Source organism: Streptomyces sp. NPDC048734, from assembly GCF_043198675.1.
Lineage (GTDB): Bacteria > Actinomycetota > Actinomycetes > Streptomycetales > Streptomycetaceae > Streptomyces.
Genome location: NZ_JBICUZ010000010.1, coordinates 107,328 through 129,175, shown reverse-complemented (window position 1 = coordinate 129,175; position 21,848 = coordinate 107,328). Strand labels below are relative to the sequence as shown.

General features: G+C 70.0%; 20 protein-coding genes and 4 pseudogenes. 15 read left to right on the top strand and 9 right to left on the bottom strand.

Features of this window, described 5'->3' with window-relative positions; all coding sequences use genetic code 11:
- Positions 1–212: 212 nt before the first annotated feature.
- Entirely contained in the window at positions 213–971 is a 759-nt protein-coding gene (locus tag ACGFQC_RS25205; protein ID WP_363091666.1) for a TetR/AcrR family transcriptional regulator, read from the top strand.
- 174 nt (positions 972–1,145) lie between these two features.
- Here ACGFQC_RS25205 and ACGFQC_RS25200 read toward each other — a convergent pair whose 3' ends face one another.
- Positions 1,146–1,343, bottom strand: a complete 198-nt coding sequence (locus ACGFQC_RS25200) for a hypothetical protein (RefSeq protein ID WP_363091667.1) — start codon at positions 1,341–1,343, stop codon at positions 1,146–1,148.
- Between the two features lie 406 nt (positions 1,344–1,749).
- Between ACGFQC_RS25200 and mobF the strand changes: the two genes are divergently transcribed.
- Positions 1,750–2,430, top strand: coding sequence for a MobF family relaxase (gene mobF / locus ACGFQC_RS25195; protein WP_393288734.1), 681 nt, complete (start codon positions 1,750–1,752; stop codon positions 2,428–2,430).
- Between the two features lie 582 nt (positions 2,431–3,012).
- On the top strand, positions 3,013–3,183 hold the full coding sequence (locus tag ACGFQC_RS25190) for a hypothetical protein (protein ID WP_363091668.1): 171 nt from the start codon (positions 3,013–3,015) through the stop codon (positions 3,181–3,183).
- A 30-nt stretch (positions 3,184–3,213) separates the two neighbouring features.
- Here ACGFQC_RS25190 and ACGFQC_RS25185 read toward each other — a convergent pair whose 3' ends face one another.
- The gene (locus tag ACGFQC_RS25185) at positions 3,214–3,846 is read right to left on the bottom strand and encodes an EamA family transporter (protein WP_363091669.1); all 633 of its coding nucleotides are present in this window, start codon (positions 3,844–3,846) and stop codon (positions 3,214–3,216) included.
- 1 nt (position 3,847) lies between these two features.
- On the opposite strand from ACGFQC_RS25185, the gene ACGFQC_RS25180 reads away from it, so the two are divergent.
- From ACGFQC_RS25180 to ACGFQC_RS25165, 4 genes and pseudogenes are all read left to right on the top strand, one after another.
- The gene (locus ACGFQC_RS25180) at positions 3,848–4,699 is read left to right on the top strand and encodes a LysR substrate-binding domain-containing protein (RefSeq protein ID WP_363091670.1); all 852 of its coding nucleotides are present in this window, start codon (positions 3,848–3,850) and stop codon (positions 4,697–4,699) included.
- A gap of 37 nt (positions 4,700–4,736) precedes the next feature.
- Positions 4,737–5,117 carry a TSUP family transporter gene (locus ACGFQC_RS25175; protein ID WP_363091779.1) on the top strand — a complete coding sequence of 127 codons (381 nt, stop codon included), beginning with the start codon at positions 4,737–4,739 and terminating at the stop codon, positions 5,115–5,117.
- A 75-nt stretch (positions 5,118–5,192) separates the two neighbouring features.
- A pseudogene (locus tag ACGFQC_RS25170) lies at positions 5,193–5,414 on the top strand (helix-turn-helix domain-containing protein); the annotation flags it as partial.
- Positions 5,415–5,986: 572 nt separating this feature from the next.
- Positions 5,987–6,301, top strand: coding sequence for a hypothetical protein (locus tag ACGFQC_RS25165; protein ID WP_363091671.1), 315 nt, complete (start codon positions 5,987–5,989; stop codon positions 6,299–6,301).
- Positions 6,302–6,326: 25 nt separating this feature from the next.
- On the opposite strand, the gene ACGFQC_RS25160 is transcribed toward ACGFQC_RS25165, so the two are convergent.
- Positions 6,327–8,516 carry a sigma-70 family RNA polymerase sigma factor gene (locus ACGFQC_RS25160; RefSeq protein WP_363091673.1) on the bottom strand — a complete coding sequence of 730 codons (2,190 nt, stop codon included), beginning with the start codon at positions 8,514–8,516 and terminating at the stop codon, positions 6,327–6,329.
- Between the two features lie 349 nt (positions 8,517–8,865).
- Between ACGFQC_RS25160 and ACGFQC_RS25155 the strand changes: the two genes are divergently transcribed.
- The 3 genes from ACGFQC_RS25155 (at position 8,866) to ACGFQC_RS25145 (ending at position 12,561) form a co-directional block, all read left to right on the top strand.
- Positions 8,866–10,374 carry a pectinesterase family protein gene (locus tag ACGFQC_RS25155; RefSeq protein ID WP_363091674.1) on the top strand — a complete coding sequence of 503 codons (1,509 nt, stop codon included), beginning with the start codon at positions 8,866–8,868 and terminating at the stop codon, positions 10,372–10,374.
- 61 nt (positions 10,375–10,435) lie between these two features.
- On the top strand, positions 10,436–11,932 hold the full coding sequence (locus ACGFQC_RS25150) for an RICIN domain-containing protein (RefSeq protein ID WP_363091675.1): 1,497 nt from the start codon (positions 10,436–10,438) through the stop codon (positions 11,930–11,932).
- Positions 11,933–12,156: 224 nt separating this feature from the next.
- Positions 12,157–12,561 carry a DUF6896 domain-containing protein gene (locus ACGFQC_RS25145; RefSeq protein WP_363091676.1) on the top strand — a complete coding sequence of 135 codons (405 nt, stop codon included), beginning with the start codon at positions 12,157–12,159 and terminating at the stop codon, positions 12,559–12,561.
- A gap of 4 nt (positions 12,562–12,565) precedes the next feature.
- Here ACGFQC_RS25145 and ACGFQC_RS25140 read toward each other — a convergent pair.
- From ACGFQC_RS25140 to ACGFQC_RS25115, 6 genes and pseudogenes are all read right to left on the bottom strand, one after another.
- Positions 12,566–13,101: pseudogene (locus ACGFQC_RS25140) on the bottom strand (IS5 family transposase); the annotation flags it as partial.
- A 23-nt stretch (positions 13,102–13,124) separates the two neighbouring features.
- Positions 13,125–14,033: pseudogene (locus ACGFQC_RS25135) on the bottom strand (IS5 family transposase).
- Between the two features lie 59 nt (positions 14,034–14,092).
- Positions 14,093–15,104: pseudogene (locus tag ACGFQC_RS25130) on the bottom strand (IS481 family transposase).
- Positions 15,101–16,279, bottom strand: a complete 1,179-nt coding sequence (locus tag ACGFQC_RS25125) for a Cmx/CmrA family chloramphenicol efflux MFS transporter (protein ID WP_363091677.1) — start codon at positions 16,277–16,279, stop codon at positions 15,101–15,103. Before ACGFQC_RS25125 ends, ACGFQC_RS25130 begins: the two are co-directional and overlap by 4 nt.
- 459 nt (positions 16,280–16,738) lie before the next feature.
- Positions 16,739–18,085, bottom strand: a complete 1,347-nt coding sequence (locus tag ACGFQC_RS25120) for a tetratricopeptide repeat protein (RefSeq protein ID WP_393288692.1) — start codon at positions 18,083–18,085, stop codon at positions 16,739–16,741.
- A 62-nt stretch (positions 18,086–18,147) separates the two neighbouring features.
- The gene (locus ACGFQC_RS25115; protein ID WP_393288690.1) at positions 18,148–18,642 is read right to left on the bottom strand and encodes a helix-turn-helix domain-containing protein; all 495 of its coding nucleotides are present in this window, start codon (positions 18,640–18,642) and stop codon (positions 18,148–18,150) included.
- A gap of 265 nt (positions 18,643–18,907) precedes the next feature.
- Here ACGFQC_RS25115 and ACGFQC_RS25110 point away from each other — a divergent pair, with 265 nt between their 5' ends.
- From ACGFQC_RS25110 to ACGFQC_RS25090, 5 genes are all read left to right on the top strand, one after another.
- Positions 18,908–19,300, top strand: coding sequence for a hypothetical protein (locus ACGFQC_RS25110; protein ID WP_363091679.1), 393 nt, complete (start codon positions 18,908–18,910; stop codon positions 19,298–19,300).
- 112 nt (positions 19,301–19,412) lie between these two features.
- Positions 19,413–20,111, top strand: coding sequence for a class I SAM-dependent methyltransferase (locus tag ACGFQC_RS25105; protein ID WP_393288688.1), 699 nt, complete (start codon positions 19,413–19,415; stop codon positions 20,109–20,111).
- A gap of 82 nt (positions 20,112–20,193) precedes the next feature.
- A complete protein-coding gene (locus ACGFQC_RS25100; RefSeq protein WP_363091681.1) occupies positions 20,194–20,772 on the top strand; it encodes a DUF6368 family protein in 579 nt (192 codons plus the stop codon).
- Between the two features lie 146 nt (positions 20,773–20,918).
- Positions 20,919–21,143 carry a hypothetical protein gene (locus tag ACGFQC_RS25095; RefSeq protein ID WP_363091682.1) on the top strand — a complete coding sequence of 75 codons (225 nt, stop codon included), beginning with the start codon at positions 20,919–20,921 and terminating at the stop codon, positions 21,141–21,143.
- 68 nt (positions 21,144–21,211) lie between these two features.
- A complete protein-coding gene (locus ACGFQC_RS25090; protein WP_363091683.1) occupies positions 21,212–21,634 on the top strand; it encodes a hypothetical protein in 423 nt (140 codons plus the stop codon).
- Positions 21,635–21,848 lie beyond the last annotated feature (214 nt).

Genomic DNA, 21,848 nt, shown 5'->3' with positions numbered 1-21,848 from the left:
CGCCCCCCCGCCGGCCCGCGCCGCCCCGCGGGGGGGCGGTCCACCCCCCCCCCGGGGGGCGGGGGGGGGGGCCCCCCGGGCCCCCCCCCGCGGGGGGGGGGGGGGCCCCCCCCCCCCCCCCCGCCACAGCGCCGACCTCCCAGCCGGGAACGACTGCGTATGATCGAACGCCGGACACATATGACGGGACACGCGACAGAGACTGGCCACACATGACGACCACACAGCTACGCAAGGACGCTGCCCGCAACTGGGACCGGATCGTCGCCATCGCCCGCGTCCTGGTCGACCAGGGCGTCACGCTGCAGCTCAACGATGTCGCCCGCCGTGCTGGACTCGGAGTCGGCACCGTCTACCGGCACTTCGCCACCCCCGAGGCGCTGCTGGAGACCGTGGCCACCCCCTGCCTGGAAGCCCTGGCCGCCCACGGCGAACAGGCGCTGGCCGACACGGATCCCTGGCGCGCACTCGAAGGCTTCCTGACGCGAACCCTCGACGCGCAGATCACCGACGCCTCCCTGGCCCTGGTCACCGCCGCGCCGACCGACGCCCTCCCACGCACCACGGAGCTCAGGCAGTCGCTGACAACGACCGGCACCGAACTCCTCAACCGGGCCCGCGAGGCCGCAGTGGTCCGTCCCGATCTGTCCGCTGCCGATCTCGTCCCGCTGATGTGCGGCATCGCCCACGCCGTCACCGTCCACGGCGGCACTCCTGCCGACCGGATCAACACAGCACACCGCTACCTCGCCGCACTGCTCGGCGGTCTGCGAGCCACCCCGTCGAGCCCAAGACACGCCTCTCGCCACCGGGGTGATCCTCGGCGTCCAGCTCCGCCGCCTGGTACCTGGACCGCCACTCTGCCCGGCTCGGATGGCATCGCCCAGGGGGAAGGCCGCGGACAACTGCTCGACCCGGCTTCGATCTTTTCGATCCATATTCTCGACCGCCATCCCCGTGGGGAACCGTGACCGCATGGGTGGGGAATTCCGTGCCGCGAAACAGGCCGAAGGTGGGGAATTACATGACCGTCGACAGGCCGGGGGCGGCGGTGGATGTTCGTGTTGAAGGGGGTCGGTGATGTGGTGCTCAGTCGTGCTGGGTGGTGCTGGTGAGGTCGTGGCGCAGCATTCGCACGGTCCGGTTCAGAGGCCGTAGCGGGCGCGCATCAGGTCGCTCCACTCCTGCGCGCGGAACATGTCGGTGGCGCAGTAGCGGCAGTGGGGCCGGTAGTCGATCCGGGTGGGGTACGGCACGTTCGAGCGGACGATGACGTCCGGGACCAGCGTGAGGGGCTGGCCACACAGCGGGCAGAGGTCTCCGTGGAGCAGGTTCGTATTCATGGGCGGACCTGTGCACACACCGGAGGCTTACCGTCTCGGGCTGGCCCGCCGACCCGCCTGGCGGGCGCTGCGGTAAAGATCTGATGATGGCCTCCCGCCCGGCGGGAAGGGCCCCAGATCACGCTTTTGTGCAGGTCAGCATGGGGGTTCCAGGGGCTGGTGATCAGCATGTCGCCAGTTCGCCCGGGGGCCGGGGTGCGCTACCTGTTCCGTGGCGTGATGGTCGGCGACGGCCACCGCCGGGCGGGCACCCCGCTGCGTGCCGCCCAGGATGAAGCCGGTGTCCCGCCCGGTGTCTGGAAGGGGCGGGGCCTGGCCACGGTCGACCTCACGGCCGGGGACGTGGTGACCGAGCGGCAGGCCGAACTGCTCCTGGGGGAAGGGCCGGCACCCGGACGCCGACCGGATCGAGCGCGAGCGCCTGGAGGCGGGCGACGATCCAGCGAAGGCGCGGCGGGCGACCGTGCTGGGCAGGCCCATCGAGCACAACCGCTCGCCGAAGACCGAGAAGGCCAAGGAGCGGACGCCCTGGCTGGCTATGGACCTGGTGTTCCGGGCGCCGTCGACGGCACACATCGCGCGGGCGCTCGGGGATGACGAGACCCGACTGGTGCTGGAGCTGTGCCAGGACATCGCCAGGGACAAGGCGCTGGCGTGGTTTGAGGATTCGGTTGCGGAGATCCGCTGGAGGAGCGGCGGCAAGATCCGCAAGCCGATCAGGGATGGGCTGATCGTCGCGGTGTTCCGGCACTACGAGTCGAGAGCTGCCGAGCCGAAGCCGCTGCTCCACGACCATGCGGTGGTGTCGATCCGCGCCCGACGGCCGGACGACAAGGGGACATGGGGCAACCTGGCGGCGGACTCGCTGATGGCCCACATCGTCGCCGCCGACACCCTCTACACCCTCTCCTTCATGGAGGAGGTGTCCGCACGGCTCGGGTGGGCGTGGGAGCCGCGCGAGGTGACACCCGGCCGCCGGCCCGTCATGGAGATCGCGGGCATCGACCAGCGGCTCATCGGCTGGCGGAGCGGGCCAGGGCGGCGGCTGCGGTGGTATGGGCGCGGGTGCGGCCGGTGGTCGACATAGCGCTGGCGGCCGTCGACGTCGTCGCCGTGGTGTACGTGATGCGCGGCGCGTTCAAGCGCCACCACCTGCTCGCCGAAGCCCGCCGCCACCTCTCCTACGTCCTGCGCGGCCGGCCCCACCAGGCGGGCCTGGACGAACAGATCGTGCAGACGGCCATTGACGACTGCACCCGCCCGGCCAGCCGGCGGATGATGACCGCCGACCTGCGCGCCCTCTACCCGCGCGACACCGAGGACCAGGCCGTGCTGCGCCCGCTGACCCGCAAGCGGACCGCCCCGCCGTACGAGCGGGCCCGCCTCGCCGCCGGCGCCCTGGCCGCCCGCGTTCGCGGCCGCTGCGCACCGGCCCGAAGGACGGCCGCCTCCTGGAGTAGGAGACCGGCGTGGTCGCGGTGGAGCAGATGCGCCGGACCTTGGAGGCCGCCGCCGCGCAGGTGGCCGCCACGCTCCAGGACGGCCGGCAGGCGCGCGAAGCCGCCCACGGCCCCCGCCCGCAGCCCGCCCCGGCGACGGCACCGCCGACGCACACCCAGCAGCAACCCGGCACCCCACGCGCGCCGGGCCGAACCCCAGGAGGAATCACATGAACACCCCGGAAGAACACCCCAACCCCGACGACGCACTCGCCCGCGCCCGTGCAGCCCGCGAGCAGATGGCCGCCGCGCTCACCGAGGACCAGGAGCCCGACCCCGACGAGCCCGTGGGGTGGCAGCCGATCTGGAAGCGCCCCCGGATTGTGGGAGTCACCTTCTGAGCGAGATTGCGATGTGGGTCGGTTTTGACGTCACTGCGGGTCTTGCGGTGGGACGGTGGAGTGTGCCTCTGCCGCTGGGGGGCTCATGGGTTCATCGCAGTCGACCTGAGGAGCGGGCTGCTTCGGCGCGGAGGGGTCTTTTGCTGTCGATTCAAGCGCGAGAAGAACGAGGCCGGCGCAGATCGGGATGTAGACGAAGGTGTCAGCCGACTGCCACGGCTCGCCCAGGAACGTCAGGGAGACCAGCACCAGCAGTACCGGCTCGACGTAGCTGAGCACCCCGAACAGGGAGAACGGCAGGACACGGCTGGCGGTCAGGTACAGCGCGAACCCGGCGGCGCTGAGAAGCCCGAGCAGGACAAGTCCGGCGATCAGCTGCGGGCGATGGGTGACCGTGCCGAGGGACGGCTTGGCCGCCAGGGCGAAGACCGAGAAGGGGAGCACCGCGATGAGCTCGAAGAGCTGAGCTGCGGCGGAGTCCAGGGTGAAGGCGCGTCGGCTGATGAAGTAGAGCGGAAGCCCCAGTGCGACGAGCAGGGTGGGCCAGCGCAGCCCGCCGGCGACGATTACGGCCGCAGTGACTCCCGCAGCGGCGCAGAGCACGGCCCCGATCCGCCAGCGGGAGAGCTTCTCGCGGTAGACCGCGACGCTGACCACCACCATCGTGGCCGCCGCGATCGGCTACAGCCCCTCGGCGGTCTCCCAACAGCTGGCAGCACTGGAGCGGGAAGCCGGTGTCCGCCGGGTCGAGCCGGCCGGACGGGGAGTCCGGCTCACCGATGCCGGAAAAGTGCTCGCCCGTCACGCCGCCGTCCTGCTGAACACCGCCGAAACCGCCGAAACCGAACTGGCGAACCTGACCCAGGAAGTCCGCGGCAGGATCCGAGCCGTGGGCCTGCAATCGGCAGCCCGCCGGCTCCTCATCCCCGCCCTGGTGGAAGTGGCACGCTCGCACCCACTCGTCGAGGTCGAGATCACCGAACTCGAACTCGAAGTGGCCCTGCCCGAACTACGCCTGGGAACCGTCGACCTTGTCATCAGCGACGAGTACGAAGGCCATCCCCGCCCGCGCCCCGACGGCGTCGACCATCACCTGCTCCTTTACGAAGGGACACGCCTGGTTCTGCCGGCAGGACATCCACCCGCCGCCCACCCCGGGCCCGTCACGCTTTCCTCGCTGCGCAACGAGGTATGGGCTTCCTCAAGCAGCGGTACCGGACACCACGCAATGATCATCGGGACCTGCCGGGCGCACGGAGGATTCGACCCCGACCTCCGACACCGATCCAACGATGCCGACGTCCAGCTCGAACTCGTCCGCAGCGCAGGCGCAGTGACCCTGCTGCCCGACCTGACCCTGCCAGCCGCAGACCCACGCCTGGCCATTCGCGACATCGCCGGGACCAGCCTGACCCGACGGCTCTACGCCGTGATCCGCCAACAATCCCAAACCTCACCAGCGCTCAACGCCTACATCGAAGCCTTGCACCAGCAGAGCAGATCTAACCCGACCTGATCGGCGATCCCCACCGGCAAGCGCAAGGCCCGGTGTCATCGCCGGCGCCGCCATCCGCGTCCTCCCCGGTCCCGGCGTCTTCCGCATCCTGGTCGCCGCGCTCCTGCTGCCGCTCGGCGCCTGGCTGTGCCTGCGCACCCTGCGCCCCGCCCGGCGGCGGACGGACGCGGCAGAGCCGTCGGCTCGCGTGCTCGCTGCTCTCGCCATGACGGTCGGGGTGGTCGGTGGGATCTACGGGATCGGCGGCGGTACCCTGCTCGAGCCCATCCTCGCCGCGCGCGGCATGCCCATGGCCAGCATCGCACCGGCCACCCTCGTCGCCACCTTCACGACCTTCGTCGCCGCGGCCGCCGTGTACGCTGCGCTGGGCCTGGCGAGGCCCGGGCCCGTCGCGCCCGACTGGTGGCTAGTGCTGTGACCGGGAACGTTCGCCGGGTTGGTGGTTGGGGCGGTTGGATGAGCGGTGACGTCGGTTCCGACCGCTGGAGGTGTGGTGGCTGAGCCTGCGCGGGTGCGCGGACTGACCGATCAGGAAGGGCAGAAGCTGCAGCAGATCGTGCGCCGGGGAAGTACCAGCTCGGTGCGCTACCGGCGGGCGATGATGCTCCTCGCCTCGGCCGGCGGGAACCACGTCCCGGTGATCGCGAAGGTGGTGCAGGCCGACGAGAACACCGTCCGGGACGTGATCCACCGGTCCAACCAGATCGGCCTGGCCGAGCAGGCCGCGAACGGGCTGGACGTCCGCGACATCGCGGTCGCCCTGGCCGCCTGGACCCCCCTGAGGCGCCGTCGGGACAGCCTGGGCGGCACCGAAGGACGCTCTCCCGGACGGGCAGGGCGACGGGATGCGCCAGCCCTGCCGCCAGAGGCGTTCCGGGCACGGCAAGACTCTGCGGCGGGACGGCCGCGAGCCGCTCGGGCTGGGCACGGCGATCGGCATGATGATGACCGAGCGCGGCCCGGTAGCCCCGGCCGCCGGCGGCAGCGTCCTGCCCCAGTGGGACACCATCCTCACCGCGGCCGCGCCCGAACTCGCCGGGTATGTCCGGGCGGTCGCGGTCGACGAGGAGTCCGGGCGCCTGGACGTCGTCCCCGACGCCCCCGCGTACGCCACGCAGGCCCGCTGGTGCGCGCCGAAGCTCATCGCGGTCGCCAACGAGGCGGTACCCGGCGCGAGCCGTACGGGCGATCAACGTCTTGGCGCCCGCTGCCCGCACCGCTCCCACAGCGACGTCCCCGGCTGCCACCGATGCCCCGACGTCGCGGCCGGTCGTTCCGGCCGGGCCGGTGAAGACGAGGCAGACCGCATCGGCCGGCTACCGCCGTGCCCTCGAAGCCCACCGCGTGGTCGCCCCAACCCGCCGGGAAGGCCCGGCCCTGGCCGCCGCCGTCGTACGTCAGGAACAGGTCCGCCGCGAGCTCGCCGACCGCGTCTTTCCTGACGTCGGTCAGGAGGATGAGGTGCCGCCGTCCCTCGAGGATGTTCGCGCCCAGCAGCGCCAGACGGCCGAAGCTGTACGCGCCGCCGCGGTCCTGCGGGCCCGTGCCGAGCGCGCCGGACGACCGGTGCCGCCCGCCGCGGGAGCCCACCCGGATCCTTGAGGGGAGGCGGCCGGGGCGGAGGGTTTCAGGAGCCGGTCGGCATGAGGGCGCCGACCGCGGCCTGCGGATCGCGGGGCGCCAGGAAGGTCGAGGTGGGCAGAGCACCGTCCTTTTGGCGGGGCCCTTCGGCGGTGCGCGGATCCGTCGAGCGCAGGCCGGTCACCGGCACTGCTGTTTCCGCCCCGTTCCAGGTGTTGGAGAAGGAGCGGACAAAGGGGCCGAGGTCTGTTGCGCGCGGGTTGCTCCAGGCGGCGTTGCCGGTGAGGGTGCCTGCGGCGTCGGTGATCCGGAAGCCGGCGATGCCGTTGCGGTACGCGCTGTTGCGCTCCAGGGCGAGCGCGCCCGGGTTGCCCTCGTCGTTGAAGCCGTAGCCCTCGTTGTCCCAGGCGGCGTTGTTCCTCGCCACGTGCGCCACCGCGGCCCGGCCGCGGCCGCCTCCGAAGGTGAAGCCGTTGCTGTTCCGGTAGGACCAGTTGCCTTCGAGGACGGTGGGGCTGGTGAAGCCGCCCAGGTCGATGCCGTCGCCCCCGTTCTCCCAGGTACGGCAGTGCCGGACGGTGTTGCCCGCTCCGGAGCCGAAGACGATCGCCAGCCCCGAACCTCCGCCGGTGGCGTCGCGGTTGTGGTGGAAGTCGCTGCCCGTGACGGTGTTGTCCTCGGTGCCGGCGTCGCGCAGCACCAGTCCGGACCGCGCGTTGTGGTGCATCGTCAGGCCGCTGAAGACGTTGTGCGCGCACCCGCTGCACACCCAGGCGTGGCTGCTGGAGCCCCGCACCTCCAGGTTCCGTACCGTCCAGTGGTCTGCGCGCTGGGTGACGGCCCACTGCCCGTCGGGGACCGCGGAGACGTCGATCACCGGCCGTTCGCCCTGGTAGGCGGTGAGCACGATCGGTTGACGGGCGGTTCCGTCGGTGTCGATGGTGACTGGTTCGGCCGGCCGGTAGGTGCCCCCGCGCAGGGCGATGGTCTGGCCCGGGCGGATCAGGTCGACCGCCTTGCCCAGGGTGGCGTAGGGGCGGGCGAGGCTGCCGTCGCCTTTCGCGTCGGAGCCGTCGGGCGCGACGTGCAGGACGCCCGCGGTACCGGCTGTTCCGGGCGCTGAGGACGTAGACGCGGAGGTGGAAGCGGAGGCGGTCGTGGAACCGGGGGCCGACGTGTCGGGGCCGGTGGCGGCCGCGCTCGGCGCCGCGTGCGGCGTGTCGGCCGGTACGGATTCCTGCCGGATGACAAGGGCGAGTCCGGCGAGCAGCATCGCGGTGCCGACCGTGGCGGCAAGAACGGCCTTGGGACGAAGCTGCCGGACCGCGTCGATGACGCGGTCGAGCAATGCTCCCGTTCCGGATGTGGCTCCCGCGGCGGAGACGGAGTCCAGCAGCGGTCCGATCCCGGCCAGCAGGGCGGCGGGGACGGCGGGCACGGCGATGCCGGGTAGCAGGTGCTCCGGGGGTATCAGCCCCTCGCCCAGCGCTCCGCACATCGGGCAGTCGCGGACGTGCCGGGCCAGCCGCTTGCGCCACACGGAACTCGGGCGGCCGTCCCAGCCCTGGACGACGGCGGCGAAGCCCTGGCAGCGCGGGGTCGAAGCGAGGGCGCGGACGAGGACGCGGCACGTGCGTAGTTGTTCCTTCATGCGCTGCACCCGGACTGCGGCGTGGCCGCGGGAAAGGTTCACGGTCCTGGCGAGTTCGGCCCGGCTCAGCGTGCCGGCGGCCTCCTCCCACCACAGGGCGAGCAGCTGACGGTCGGCGGGCTCCAGCCAGCGCGTGGCGCGCAGGGCTTCGTGGCGTTGGCCGGATATGACCACTTCGGCGACGGACCGATCGGCGAAGTCCGCTGCGGGATCGTCCCACTCCTGGACCGGCTGCCAGGAAGGGAGGTCGTGCGAGTGGCGGCGGCGGTGCTGTTGTATCTCCCGGTAGGCGATGGCCACGATCCAGGAGCGGAAGCGTTCCGGTTCGCGGAGCCCGGGAATCCCCCGCACGATCCGCAGCATGACTTCCTGCACCACGTCGTCCGCGTCGGTGCGGTGGTGAAGGGCCCGCCCGACGATCCGGTGCACCAGCGGCAAGCAGGCGGTGAGAAGTTCTTCCAGGGCCGCCCGGTCGCCCGCTCCCGCGGCCCGGACCAGGGCGGTGTCGTGTGAGGAGGTTCCGCCGGGGACGGCGTCGGTGGCAGCGGTGCGGTCGGCAGGCCCGGAAGGGGAGTCAAGATCCATGCGGAGGGGTCTCCTTCGCCCCGCGCGGCGCTGCGGCGACGGGTGCCGGCCGACGGCCTCATTGAGTGCGGGCCGTGCTCGAACACTTGATCTTTGCAGGATGGTGATCCTGGCACGGTGCCGAGCACCTGTAAAGCCGCTTTCTGGCAGCTTCTGACATCCCGAAAGTTATGTGATGTGCATCACATGAAGTGGAGTCGTCAAGTTTTTGTTATCCGCTCCCGTTCATCGCATCTACCTCTGCGCCACGGTGCCCTCACCGGCGGCAGACCCCGACAACCAGGCTCGACACCCCCTTCCACCAAGGGTGCACGAGCGCGTCAGTAGCGAAGGAAAGGAACAGCGGCCCATGACACCCGTTCCCTCTCAGAGGCTCGACCGCGAACAGAGCGAGCCCTCCAGGCTCCGGCACGCCCGCCGCCGAAGCCGCCTCGTCGTCCTGGTCTCCGCTGTTGCGGTGGTGGGTGGTGGGGTGGCCGTGTCGGCGACGGGGACGGCTCCGGCCGAGGCCGCGACGCTGCCCGCGGCCGGTGTCTCCTATCAGTTGGTGGTGAAGAAGTCGGGCAAGTGCGTCGACGTGCCCGGCGCCTCCCGGACCAACGGCGCGAAGCTCCAGCAGTGGGGCTGCACGGCGAACTCTCCCTGGCAGCAGTTCACCCTCAAGTCCGCGGGCACCGGCGTGTACACCCTCGTGGGCGTCGACAGTCGGCTGTGCGTCGACGTCCCCGCCGGTTCGACGGTCAGTGGTGTCCAGGTGGTTCAGTGGGAGTGCGGCGCGGGCAAGACCAACCAGCAGTGGCGCCTCGTCCCCTCCGGGACCGGCACCTATCAGATCGTCAACGCCAAGTCCGGACTCTGCCTGTCCGACCAGGGCGCCTCGACCGCCAACGGTGCCGCCATCATCCAGGAGACCTGCACCCACAACAGCAACAAGCAATGGGCCTTCACACCCGTCGGCGGCGGCTCCAGCCAGCCCGCCACGGTGGCCGCCGACGGGAGCGGCACGTACCGGACGGTGCAGGCGGCGGTCGACGCGGTCCCGGCCGGCAACACCAAGCGGGTGACGATCACCATCAAGCCCGGCACGTACCGGGAGAAGGTCACCATCCCGGCGAACAAGCCCTACATCACCCTTCGCGGGAACGGTGACTCTCCTGACGACGTGGTGATCATCGGCAACCGGCATGCCGGTGGCTACGGAACGTCGGGCAGCGCCACGGTTGTCGCCCTCGGCCATGACTTCAGCGCTGCCGGCCTGACCATGGCCAACGACTACGACGAGAACAGCTCCGACACGGGCGACCAGGCACTGGCCCTCTACCTGGACGCCGACCGGACGACCCTGGACGACGTCCGGCTGCTCGGCGACCAGGACACCTTCCTGGTGAACAACAGCGCGCGCACCTACGTCAGCGACTCGTACGTCGAAGGCACCGTCGACTTCATCTACGGCGGTGGTATCGCCGTCTTCGACCGCTGCCGCATCCACGAGAAGCGTTCGACCGGCGGCCCGATCACTGCTGCCAGCACCCCCGCCGAGCGTACCTACGGTTTCCTCTTCTACCGCTCCACCATCACTGGCGCCAACACCGGAAAGACCCAGCTGGGCCGGCCGTGGCGACAGAACGCCCAGGTCCTGTTCCGCGAGTCCAACCTGTCCGCGGCGATCGCCACCACGCAACCGTGGACGGACATGTCAAGCAGCACCTGGAAGAACGCCCGCTTCCTCGAATACCGCAACACCGGCGCGGGCGCGGGCGTCAACAGCAACCGGCCCCAACTCGCGGACAGCCGAGCCCCGCAGTACACGCCTCAGAAGTACCTGGCCGGCGCGGACGGCTGGAACCCGGTCGGCTGAGCCCGACTCTCACCCCACCTCTGCAGTACCCCAGACCATCCCCACACGAAGGGCAGAAGACATGACCGAACGTCGCACCACACCGAGCGGAACCCACCAGCGGCGCAAGGGCAGAATCGCCGCGATCGCCTCCGCTGTTGCGGTGGTGGGTGGTGGGGTGGCCGTGTCGGCGACGGGGACGGCTCCGGCCGAGGCCGCGACGCTGCCCGCGGCCGGTGTCTCCTATCAGTTGGTGGTGAAGAAGTCGGGCAAGTGCGTCGACGTGCCCGGCGCCTCCCGGACCAACGGCGCGAAGCTCCAGCAGTGGGGCTGCACGGCGAACTCTCCCTGGCAGCAGTTCACCCTCAAGTCCGCGGGCACCGGCGTGTACACCCTCGTGGGCGTCGACAGTCGGCTGTGCGTCGACGTCCCCGCCGGTTCGACGGTCAGTGGTGTCCAGGTGGTTCAGTGGGAGTGCGGCGCGGGCAAGACCAACCAGCAGTGGCGCCTCGTCCCCTCCGGGACCGGCACCTATCAGATCGTCAACGCCAAGTCCGGACTCTGCCTGTCCGACCAGGGCGCCTCGACCGCCAACGGTGCCGCCATCATCCAGGAGACCTGCACCCACAACAGCAACAAGCAATGGGCCTTCACACCCGTCGGCGGAAACGGAAACGGCCGGTCCTGGTCGAACACCGCCGACGGCTTCGCGTCCACCGGGGGCAGCACCACCGGCGGTGCGGCCGGGCCCACGGTCACCGTGAAGAACTACGCGGATCTCGTGAAGTACGCGACGGCGACCGAGGCATACACCATCAAGGTCGCCGGCACCATCAAGGTGACCCCGTACGGTCACGAAATCCCCGTCAAGTCGAACAAGACGGTGATCGGCGTCGGAACCTCCGGCCAGATCGTCAACGGCGGCTTCTTCCTCGGCTCCGGCACGAAGAACGTGATCATCCGAAACCTCACCATCCGCGACACCCGAATGGCCGACGACGACCCGGACGACAAGGTCTACGACTACGACGGCATCCAGATGGACACCGCCCACCACATCTGGATCGACCACAACACCATCGAGCGGATGAACGACGGCCTGATCGACAGCCGCAAGGACACCAGCTACCTGACCGTGTCCTGGAACAGGATCGGAGAGTCCAACAAGGCCTTCGGCATCGGCTGGACCGACAACGTCACCTCCCGCATGACGATCCACCACAACTGGATCCACGACACCAACCAGCGCAACCCCAGCATCGACAACGTGGCCCTGGCCCACCTCTACAACAACCACCTGGAGAACATCACCTCATACGGCAACCTCTCGCGCGGAAAGTCCAAGGTCGTCATCGAGAACAGCTACTACGACAACGTCGCCAACCCCTACAACATCGACACCGCCGCGGCATCCCTGACACAGAAGGGGTCCATCGTGGTCAACTCCAGCGGCAAGCAGGCGACCGGCGGCACCACGTTCGACCCCCACGCGTACTACAGCTACTCCCTCGACGCAGCCAAGGACGTACCGGCGATCCTGGGCATGTACGCAGGGCCCCAGAGCAACATCGGCCAGTAGTCACGTAATCCGGCCCCATACAGGCCCCGGCGAGGTCACATCCCGCCGACGGAACGGCCCACGCGTTGGCAGACGGCTACGTCGTACAGGGTGGACGAGGGCGCGACACATCGTGCCTTCGTCCACCCGGCTTTACTGATCGTTTCAGAATGCTGTCCCGCGGAGACGCTGGCAGCCCATGGAACAATCCCTTCAGCCATGGGCTCAAGAGGGGATGACGCCGTATGGAACGGGTTGGGACTGCACGGGACCTCGTATTTGATTACGTCAACGCTCTGAATGCGATTGACAAGGTCATGAGGGCGGCGATCCCCTCGCTTGAGCGACTGGCAGATGTCCTCAGCCTGGTCCGTTCGCGCCGGATCATCAGCCGGAGTGGGCACGTCGGCATCTACTCCTACACGGTTCATGGGGCAGGGTGCCGTTTTTTCAGCGACAACGGCACCGAGGTTGATGTCGACTTCGCAGCCGATGGGAGCGAAATCTTCGACCTCTGGCGGCTGCGCTGGTACGGGCTGAGCCTGCCGGAGCCTCTTGACGTCACGGATGAGGAGCTGCGGTCCGCCGTGCGGTCGCTGCAACCGCTTCTGACCGAGGTGCGGCCGGGGTGGTTCAGCGTAGCCGGCTGATCGCTCAGGTTGAGGTTCGTAGGCGGCGGAGGCACATGAGGCTGCAGGCCAGTTCGAGCAGGCCCTGATGGAGATCGGCGCGTCGCTCGTAGCGGATGCGGAGCCGCTTGAACTGGTGCAGCTAGGCGAAGGCGCGCTCGACCACCCAGCGCACCTTGCCCAGTCCGGAACCGTGGGCGACGTCGCGTCGGGCGATCAGCGGCTTGATACCGCGTTTCCACAGCAGGCGGCGGTACTTGTCAAAGTCGTAGCCCCGGTCGGCATACAGACGCCGGGGCTTGCGACGAGGGCATCCCCGCTGGCCGCGGATCGACGGGACGGCGTCGAGCAGGGGCAGGAGCTGGGTGACGTCGTGCCGGTTACCGCCAGTCAGCGTGACAGCGAGCGGGGTTCCGTGACGGTCGACGACCAGGTGATGCTTCGAGCCAGGACGGCCACGGTCGACCGGCGAGGGACCGACATGACCCCCCCTTTGAGAGCACGGACGTGCGACCCGTCCACGGAGCAGTCGTCCAGGTCCAGCAGGCCGGCGCGGCGCAACTAGGGCCTGTCTCCAGTTGTGATCACTGGGCTTTCAGGAGGCTGCTGATCCAGATGGTCGCTGCGCGGAGATGGAGTCCGGCGAGGTAGCTCTCGGGTGTCTTGTCGTAGCGGGTCTCGATGCCGCGCCAGTCCTTCATCCTGTTGATGGCCCGCTCGACCGTGTTGCGGTCGCGGTAGAGATCGGCATTGTGGGTGACGGGCCTGCCGCCCCGGCTGCCTTTCTTCCTGCGGTTGGCGGCCTGGTCCTTCTTCTCCGGGATGACCGCCTTGATGCGGCGTTTGCGCAGGTGGGCTCGGTTGGCGCGGGAGGAGTAGGCCTTGTCGCCGACCACGGCGGCGGGCCGGGTGCGGGGACGGCCGACGGGCAGACGGACCCGCACCTTGCTCAGGACCGGGATGAAGTGAGGGCTGTCGGCAGCCTGCCCGGCGGTCAGAAGGAGGGCCATCGGCCGGCAGCGCCGGTCGGCGGCCAGGTGAATCTTGCTGGTCAGCCCGCCGCGGGACCGCCCGAGGAGGGCGGCCTTCAGCCGGGCCCGCCGTCGTAAGCGGATGCGTCGGCGTTCGGCGCGGACCGGATCGCTTTCGCTGTCCTGCCCGTCTTGTCCCTTCGACGCTCCCCTTTTTGCGCGGCCGCCTCCTCGAGTGCGGCCAGGGTCTGTTCGCTGACCCGCACGCCGGCGGCGTCGTGATGGGCCCGCGTGGTGGTGGAGTCCACGCTGACCAGGGACATGTCGATTGAAGCGGTTGTAGACGGTCTGCCAGGCGCCGAACCGCTCGGGCATCTCCCTCCACTGGCTGCCGGTCCGGAACCACCAGATCACCCCTTCGAACTGCTCACGCAGCCGCTCGGGGTACGGGCCGAACCTGCCGACCGGCAGGAACGGCTCAATGAACTCCCACTCTTTGTCCGTGAGTTGCGCACGCGTCACACCACAGTCCTACCGGACCGGCACCCACCCCCGGGCTTGATCACAACCAGAGACAGCCCCTAGGTGTTGCTGGCCATGACGTTGGTGACGCTCGCGTGGAGGCGTGAGGCTGGAGGACGGTTTCCGGCGGCGGTGTGAGGCCGGTGGTAGTTGTAGTGGACGTTCCAGACCGCGATCGCCCGAGCTCGTTCTGCTTCAGAAGTCCACTGCCTGGCGTAGAGGAGTTCTTCGGCGAGGATGCGCTGGTAGCGCTCGACCTTGCCGTTGTGCCGGGGCGTGCAAGGCCTGGTCCGCTGGTGGCGGGAGGCCCACGAGATCAGGGAGCGTACGAAGACCGTGGCGCGGTAGTTGGCGCCGTTGTCGGTGACCACGCGCACGACCCGGTGGATACCGTGGGCGGCGAAGAACGCGCGGGCGCGGCTGAGGAACCCCACGGTGGTGGCGGCCTTCTCATCGGGAAGGGGCTCGGTGTAGGCCAAGCGGGAGAATCCGTCGACGGCAGAGTGCAGGTAGACGTACCCGCCCTTGGCGCCACCGGTTTTCGCGCGCTGTGCAGCCCTGGCCTGCTCGGAGCCGCGTCCGTGGGCCCGCCACCCGCCGCCGTCGGGGATCCGTCCGACCTTCTTGACGTCCAGGTGGACCATGTGGCCCGGATACCGGGCCACGATCCGTTTCGACGGGCGCCTGTTGGCCGAGCCGTCCGGGTCGAGGAACCCGGCGGTGGTTGATGCCCAGGCGCGCCAGCCACCGGCCTACGGTGCGCTCGCTGATCCGCACGCCTTGGTTCGCGAGTTCGAGGGTGATCCGGCGGGCGGACCACTTGTTGTCCCGCCGCAACCGCTCGATCCGTTCGACGACATCGGGCGGGGTCTGGGTCGGTGAGGATCGCGGAACGCTTGGGCGGTCCTGCAGCCCGAGTTCGCCGTACTGGTCGTACCGGTTCTTCCACTTGGACAGGCAGGCACGTGAGACACCCGCCTCGGCGGCGACGTGCGCGATCGGACGGGTGCGGCAGCGCTCCACGAGCCTTCGGCGTCCCTCGATGTTCAAGGGGGCGTTCGCATGTGTCACTGGAGCACCTCGGTGCTCCGGCCGGCCGTGATGGCGGTGAGGAGGGTGAACGCGATGAGCAGCGCGACCGTAACGAGGAGTCCACTCGCCCAGAGCGGACCGAGGTCCCCGGCTTCGGTGCTGAGGGTGGCCGCAGCGATGACGGGGCCGACGGCGGCGCCCACGTTGAGCGCCGCGGTCGCATACGAGCCGGCCATGGTGGGGGCTCCCGCGGCCTCGTAGAGGACTCGCGTAATCAGCGTGCTGCCCAGCGCGAACGACAGTGCGCCCTGCACGAAGACGAGGATGAACAGGGCGACCGGCTCGTTGGCCAGCATTGCCAGGGCCAGCCAGCCGATGAGCAGCAGTGGGCCGCCGACTGCGATGACTGGACCGGGACGCCGGTCGGACAGCCGGCCGGCGACGGTGACGCCCACGAAGGAACCGGCGCCGAAGAGCACCAGAGCGACAGAGATCCACAACTCGCCCAGCCCGGCGCTGCCGGTCACCACGGGGGCGAGGAAGGTGAGGCTTCCGAAGGTTGCCGAGTTCACCAGCGCACCGAGCAGCATCACCAGGATCAACCGGGGCCGTGTGAGCTGGCCGAGCTCCGCTCGCAACGCCGGCCTGCCAGTCGCCTTATCCTCATCACGTCCTGCTGGAATTCCCTTCAGGATGCCGAGAGCTGCAGGCAGGCAGAGAGCGGCGACAGCCCAGAATGTGGCCCGCCAGCCGAGCACCGCGCCGAGCACCGAGCCGCCAGGGACACCGGCGATCGTGGCCACCGTCGTGCCTGACAGCAGCACGGCCAGCGCACGTCCCTTCTTGTCGGGTGAGACAAGCGTGGCGGCAGCTGTCAGAGCGACGGCAAGGAACCCTGCGTTCGCGAGCGCGGCGACGACCCGGGTGGCGAACAGAACCGGGAAGCTGGGGGTGATGGCGCCCACGGCATGAGCTGCCGTGAAAGTGAGGATGAACCCGAGAAGGCTGGAGCGCCTGGGCCAGTTGCGGGCAAGCGCGGCCACGAAGGGGGCGCCGACGATCATGCCGACCGCGAAGGCCGAGGTGAGCGTTCCGGCTGTGCCGACTGTGACATCGAGGTCTGAGGCGATGTCCGGCAAGAGGCCAGCGAGCATGAATTCCGAGGTGCCCATGGCGAAGACCGCCATGGCAAGCAGGTACAGCGGGAGAGGCATCGAGTGGCTCCGAGGTGAGGAGAAGCACGAGAAGGTCATCTCGTCACCGCGGCCAGCCCCAAGGGCACCCTCGCCCGGCCGCAGAATGCGGCGCGACGACGGGCTACGAGCTCAGTGGTTCAGGGGGCTGACGGCGTGACCGAAAGCCCCCACCTTGTCTGACTCAGGACTCGACATGGCCGGCACGCTACCCGACCGATGCCCGTCGGAGCATCTTGGTTTCCTGACATCGGCCTGTGTCACCAACGTCATGTCCCGCAACAACTAGGCCGTTTCCTCCGGATCTTGACTGATGCCCAGTGGGGCGCGGATCGACCCGCTACTGCCGGACAGGACGCCGAAGCGGGGGGTGGTGGCGTGATCACCGTGAGGTGGTCGACGCGATCGCGTTCGAAGCTCCGCCCCGCTCACGCTCGCCTCCGGTCCCGGTCAGGTCTTGCTCGGCGGCGCCGGATGCGCTCAACCGAAGCGGTTGATCCTAGGGAACTTGTCGGTGGTGATGACGTAGTACTTGCGGACCAGCGGGCCGAAGCCATCCTCCTCATCGCCGAGCATCAGCGACTTGACCGCCCCCAGACTCTCGTCTGCGGTGAAGTCCTCCGGCTTCCTCTCAGGGTCCCCCGCAACCAATGCCTTCCACACCTCCCGGGACTCCGTCGTGGCGCTGACGTCCGGGTCGAAGCCCAGGTAATAGACGTTGCCGTCGGCGTCCTTCCCGACGGCCAGGAAGACGATCACGTGGAATCCGGTGGTGAACGTGCTCTTGGCCCCGCCCACATGCCCGGCCGGACCGTTGACATACACGGCGCGCCCGGCCTTCAGGGCCGTGTCGATGCCAGCCCACGTGACCGAGGGATTGAGCACCGACCCGAGGTCGGCGGGCGTGAAAAGTCCGCCCTTGCCAGGGCTCAGCAAAGCGCCGACCTTCTTGGCGCGCGGCATGCAGTTGCTGTCCATCATTTTCCCGAACGCGGAGTCGCACGGCACTTGGAGCCAGCACGTGAGGCGCTCAAAACCGGTACTGCCCTCCGTTGAGTCCACCGCCGTCGCGATCCGGTCCTTGATGTCCTTGAGCGCCGGCGTGGGATTGTCGCCAGCCTGAACGTACGCCTGCCTGATACCGGTCACGAAGCATCCCCCGAGTCTGGGCTCTATTGGAGTCCCACTATGACGATCGGAGCGTACCGACGAAGGAGCGGAGCGTGAAGGCACCGGACAGCACCGCGGCGCCGCGTCAGCGCCGTTAATGATTGCCCACCAACGGACGGGCGGCGTCCGCCGCAGTGCCGGCCGGCGGCTCAGCACCGTAGGGGTCGGGAACTGCTCGGGCCGCAGGTTCTTCCCGGCGTCCAGGGCGGCGCCGGCGTCGCCGAGTGCCCAGTGCACGCCGACCGCGTACAGGTCGACGGCGGCCGGGCTGATGGTGAACAGCCGGCCCGGTGGAGCGGTCTGGGGCAGGCGGCGGGCAGCGCGGCGGGCCTCCTCCGTCATTGCCAGGGCCTCGGTGCGCCGTCCGGCCCGGGCGGCGGTATAGGCCACGGTGCAGAGCATTTGCGCGTAGGCGGCGGCCGTGGCCTCGGTGCGCAGCCCGCTCGCCTCCAGGCCGTCGGTCGCCGAGGACATCAGGCGCTGAGCGGCGCCGTGCTGGTCCTGGTGGCGCAACACGATGGCCAGTTCCCGGGCTGCGGCCGCGGCTGCGAGCGGGGAGCCGGAGGCCTCGGCCCAGGTGCGGGCGCGGTCCGCGGTGAGCCTGGCGCGGTCGTAGGAGCCGAGCTTGACGAGCACGGCGCAGGCGAGGCTGTACACGGCGGACAGCCGGGCCTGGTCGAGACTGCGGCGGGAGGCAGCGCCATGGTGCGCGTCGGCGATCAGACCGGGCAGGGCGGCCAGGAGCCGTGCGTGCGCCCCCTGGTCGTACAGTGCGCGGGCGGCGGCCCGGCGCCGGGCGGAGCGGGGGTGGCGGCCAGGGCATCATCCAGGCCCAGCAGCAGGGCGGCGGGGCCTGCGGCCGCCGTGGCGGTGAGCAGCGTACGGCGGCGCATGGGGTCCTCCTCAACGTCACGCTGACTGGCCGGCACTCTAGTGGCCGCCGTTGCCGAAGCGGGCGGTGGCGCGAGGGATGTCATGAGGAGGTGCCCAGGCACGCCGACTTCCCGTGCGGCACGGTGCACCAGCGCCAGGTCGGCGATCCGGGCGCGGCGCTCCAGACGGGAGACGGTCGCGGGCGAGCAGCCGATCCGCTCCGCGAGCACGGCCAGTGTCCAGGCCTGGTGCTGGCGCCCGATCCGGATGAGCGCGCCGGGGCGCCGCTGCGCGGCCAACTGCCGTGCTGTCGTGCTGTTCCAGAGCGGGTCAACGGGCACGCGTCCCTCCCGCACCGCACAGACCGGGGGCCCTTCACGCTACGGGCGCCGACCGGCCGCGTCGAGGCCGCTTGCACGATGTGCAAACGCCTTGCACAGAGCGAGAGTTGACCATCGCACAGCCGCTCGGCGCGGTGTGCTGGGCGCTATCGCCCCGAGCCGCGGGGCACTGTCCACCGGAGGCACACCATGGCAACCGACACCGTTGTTGCACCCTCTTGGGCCGCCGACCCGACGACCGGTCCGGTCCGCTGCGCGCGACGTCGTGCCGGCCGACCTGTGGGACAAGCAGGTCGGGCTCCTCACGCGGGACTACCCCTACGACTCGGTCATGGCCGCCCGGGTCCTGGGCCAGGGCTACGCCTACCTGCTGACCGCGATGAACCACCGGGGCGAGAAGCTGGGCCTGGCGCCCAGCGAACTCGTCGACATCGGCGTCCACACGATCATCCTGGACACCGTGGCCTACGCCGAGCTGTGCGAGAAGTCCAACGGCGGACAGTTCCTGCACCACGTGCCCAAGGTGGACATGAAGAACGACGGCTCCGTGATGAAGACGGCCCACTTCGTCGCCGCCGATGGCTGGGAGGTCGACCTGTCGCTGTGGACGGACGCCGCCGACTGCGGCCCGTGCCACCCCGGCAACGACTCGCACTGACCACCGCGCAGCTACGAGCTTCCCGGGGCCCCGGCCGCACGGTCGGGGCCTTCGCTCATGCCCGGGTGAGATTTCGGCGAACCGGCACGCCGCACGCAGGCGGCCCGCCAGGATGGGCCGGGTGACCACCAGCACCGCAGACCTCTGGCACCACTACGGCCGCGCCCGCGCCACCAGCGACCGCACCGTTCCCGCCACCTTCTCCTGGAACTGGGGCCAGGACGCCGGGCCCGGCCCGGAGGCCCTGGGTGATCTGACCGGCCGCTGCGTGGGCGACCTCGGCGCCGGCACCGCCCGGCACGCCGCCCACCTGGCAGCCCATCACCAGCCCGCCCAGGTCGTCGCCGTCGACGCCTCGCCCGCCCAGCACGCCATGGCAGCCGACATCTACGCCCACCTCGCACCCCGCCTGCGCCTCGTGCACTCCGACGCCGTGCCCCACCTGCAGGCGATGACCGGCGCGTACGACGTGCTGTACAGCGTCTTCGGCGCGGTGGACTTCACCGACCCGCGCCAGCTGCTGCCCGCGGCGGCCGCTGCCCTCAAGCCGGGCGGACGACTGGTGTTCGCCACCCTCGCCCACTACCTGAGTGGTGCACCCGCCCAGCCCGATGTGGTGCCTGCCGACATCCCGGCAAAGACGCCGCACGGCGAAACGGCGACGATGCGCCGTTGGGCCCTCCAGGAGCACGTATGGGCCAAGCTGCTCGACGAGGCCGGATTCACCCGCATCACCACCGACGTACTGCCCGCCACCGGCGGGCCGCGCACCGCCGACACCGTACTGATGAGCGCACACCGCCCGTCCTAGGTGTATTGATCACAAGCGCTTGCCATCCCGACCTGGTAAAACCGGGTCCGGAGGGCACTGGGAAACGACTATTTGGGGCGGCATGTCGGGACCGGTAGTCGGGCTGTGGCTCTTCGAACCGCGCGAGTTCGGGGACATCCTGGCCGATGTAGTCCCGTGGCTGGAAAGCTTTTGCGATCCGGTCGAGACCAAGGTCGGCAGCGACCTGGACTTCTGGGTGCGAGACGGTTCGGCTGTGGGGCTACCTGCATTGGACCCCAACGGCGTTGGTGTGTTCTTCCTGTCGGAGGACGAGGAGATACCGGCGGAGGATGAGGACTACTCGGCCTTCTCTCGGCCACCGGTGCAGGGGCTGGTGCTCGGTGCTGGCTGCTCGGGCCCGGCGAACGACCAGGCGCTCGGCCACCTGGCACTCGCGCTCGCCCAACGCCTCGACGCGTTGATCGACTTCGACGGCCTTCTGAGCCATCCCAACCCACGTCACGGCACAAGCAATGAGGCGCTTCTGGACCGAGCGAGAGCACTGGTTGCCTCCCTCCCGGGAAGAGTCGCGGAAGTCCCGTACGACACCGGGGGCGGTGGGCGGTGGTTTCGGCACGTCGGTGACGTGGACTTCCTAGTGGCTTGGTTGCAGCATCCGGTTTTCCACCTGGTCAAGTAACGCCCGCCACGTGCTCGGCGCTGGCCTGCGGCCGTCACCGCGGACCGGCCGCACGATCTGCGGCACCGCGAGACCGGCGAGCGGCACAAGCAGGGCGTGAGCGCGCGCTGCTCCCGGGCGCTGCGGGCGCAGAAGGGAGCGCGGCGATGACCGCGACGGGCATGCTGCACGAAAGACCCCGGCTCATCGGCCGCCTGGTCCGCGACGCGGTGTCCGGGCGGACCGGTGTGCTGCGGGCCGTCGCTCCGGACGGCGACGCGGCGCAGCCGGTGGCCTGGCTGATGTCCGCGGGCAGCGGCATCGAGTGGACGACGCCGCTCCGGGCGATCCAGCCGGTCACGCCGGGCCGGCCGTCCCCTCGCGAGCGCTGACGGCTGGGAACGGGGAAGGGCGAGTCGTGGTTCGGTGGGCAGGGGCGTACCCGCAGGTGCGGTACGAGGTGTTCGACTGCAAGCTGTGTCCGGGTAAGGGGACGGCGGCGGAGATCGAAGGCGTGGGCGAGCGGATGGCGCGCTGGCGGGTGTGCCGCTCGTGCGACTTCTGGCTGACGTGCGCGGGCTACCGGGCGCTCGGCGACCAGGACCTTGACGGCCGGCGCGTGCTGCGCATCGACGGGCGGCACTACCTGACATGGACCGACAAGCAGGGGCGTCCGCCCGGGACCGGCCATACTAGCCGCGCCGACCGCCCGTACGTCCTGCTCGAGGACGAGACGGTACGAAACGCTCCCTGGCTGTGGCTGATGGGCTCCATCCCCGACCGCTTCCGCGTACAACTGCCCGATAACGCCCGCTTCCTCACGCCCCGACAACAACTGGCAGGACCGGTTTCGCGCGGCATGAGCCGGGCCCAAAGCCCGTGACGGACCAGACGAAGCAAGCCGCCGACCTGTACAGACCGACAGCCCGCACCGGCCGGCTCCACGACGACCATGTCCGCCTGGCTGGCGCGCTCTTCGACGGCGACTGGATAATCGAGACCGCTGTCCTGGCCTGAATGCCCGCCTCCAGCGGGGCATGACCCGGGCCCGTATGCTGCGCCGGTCCGGCGAACCGCCCGCTGAAGGGAAACCGCCC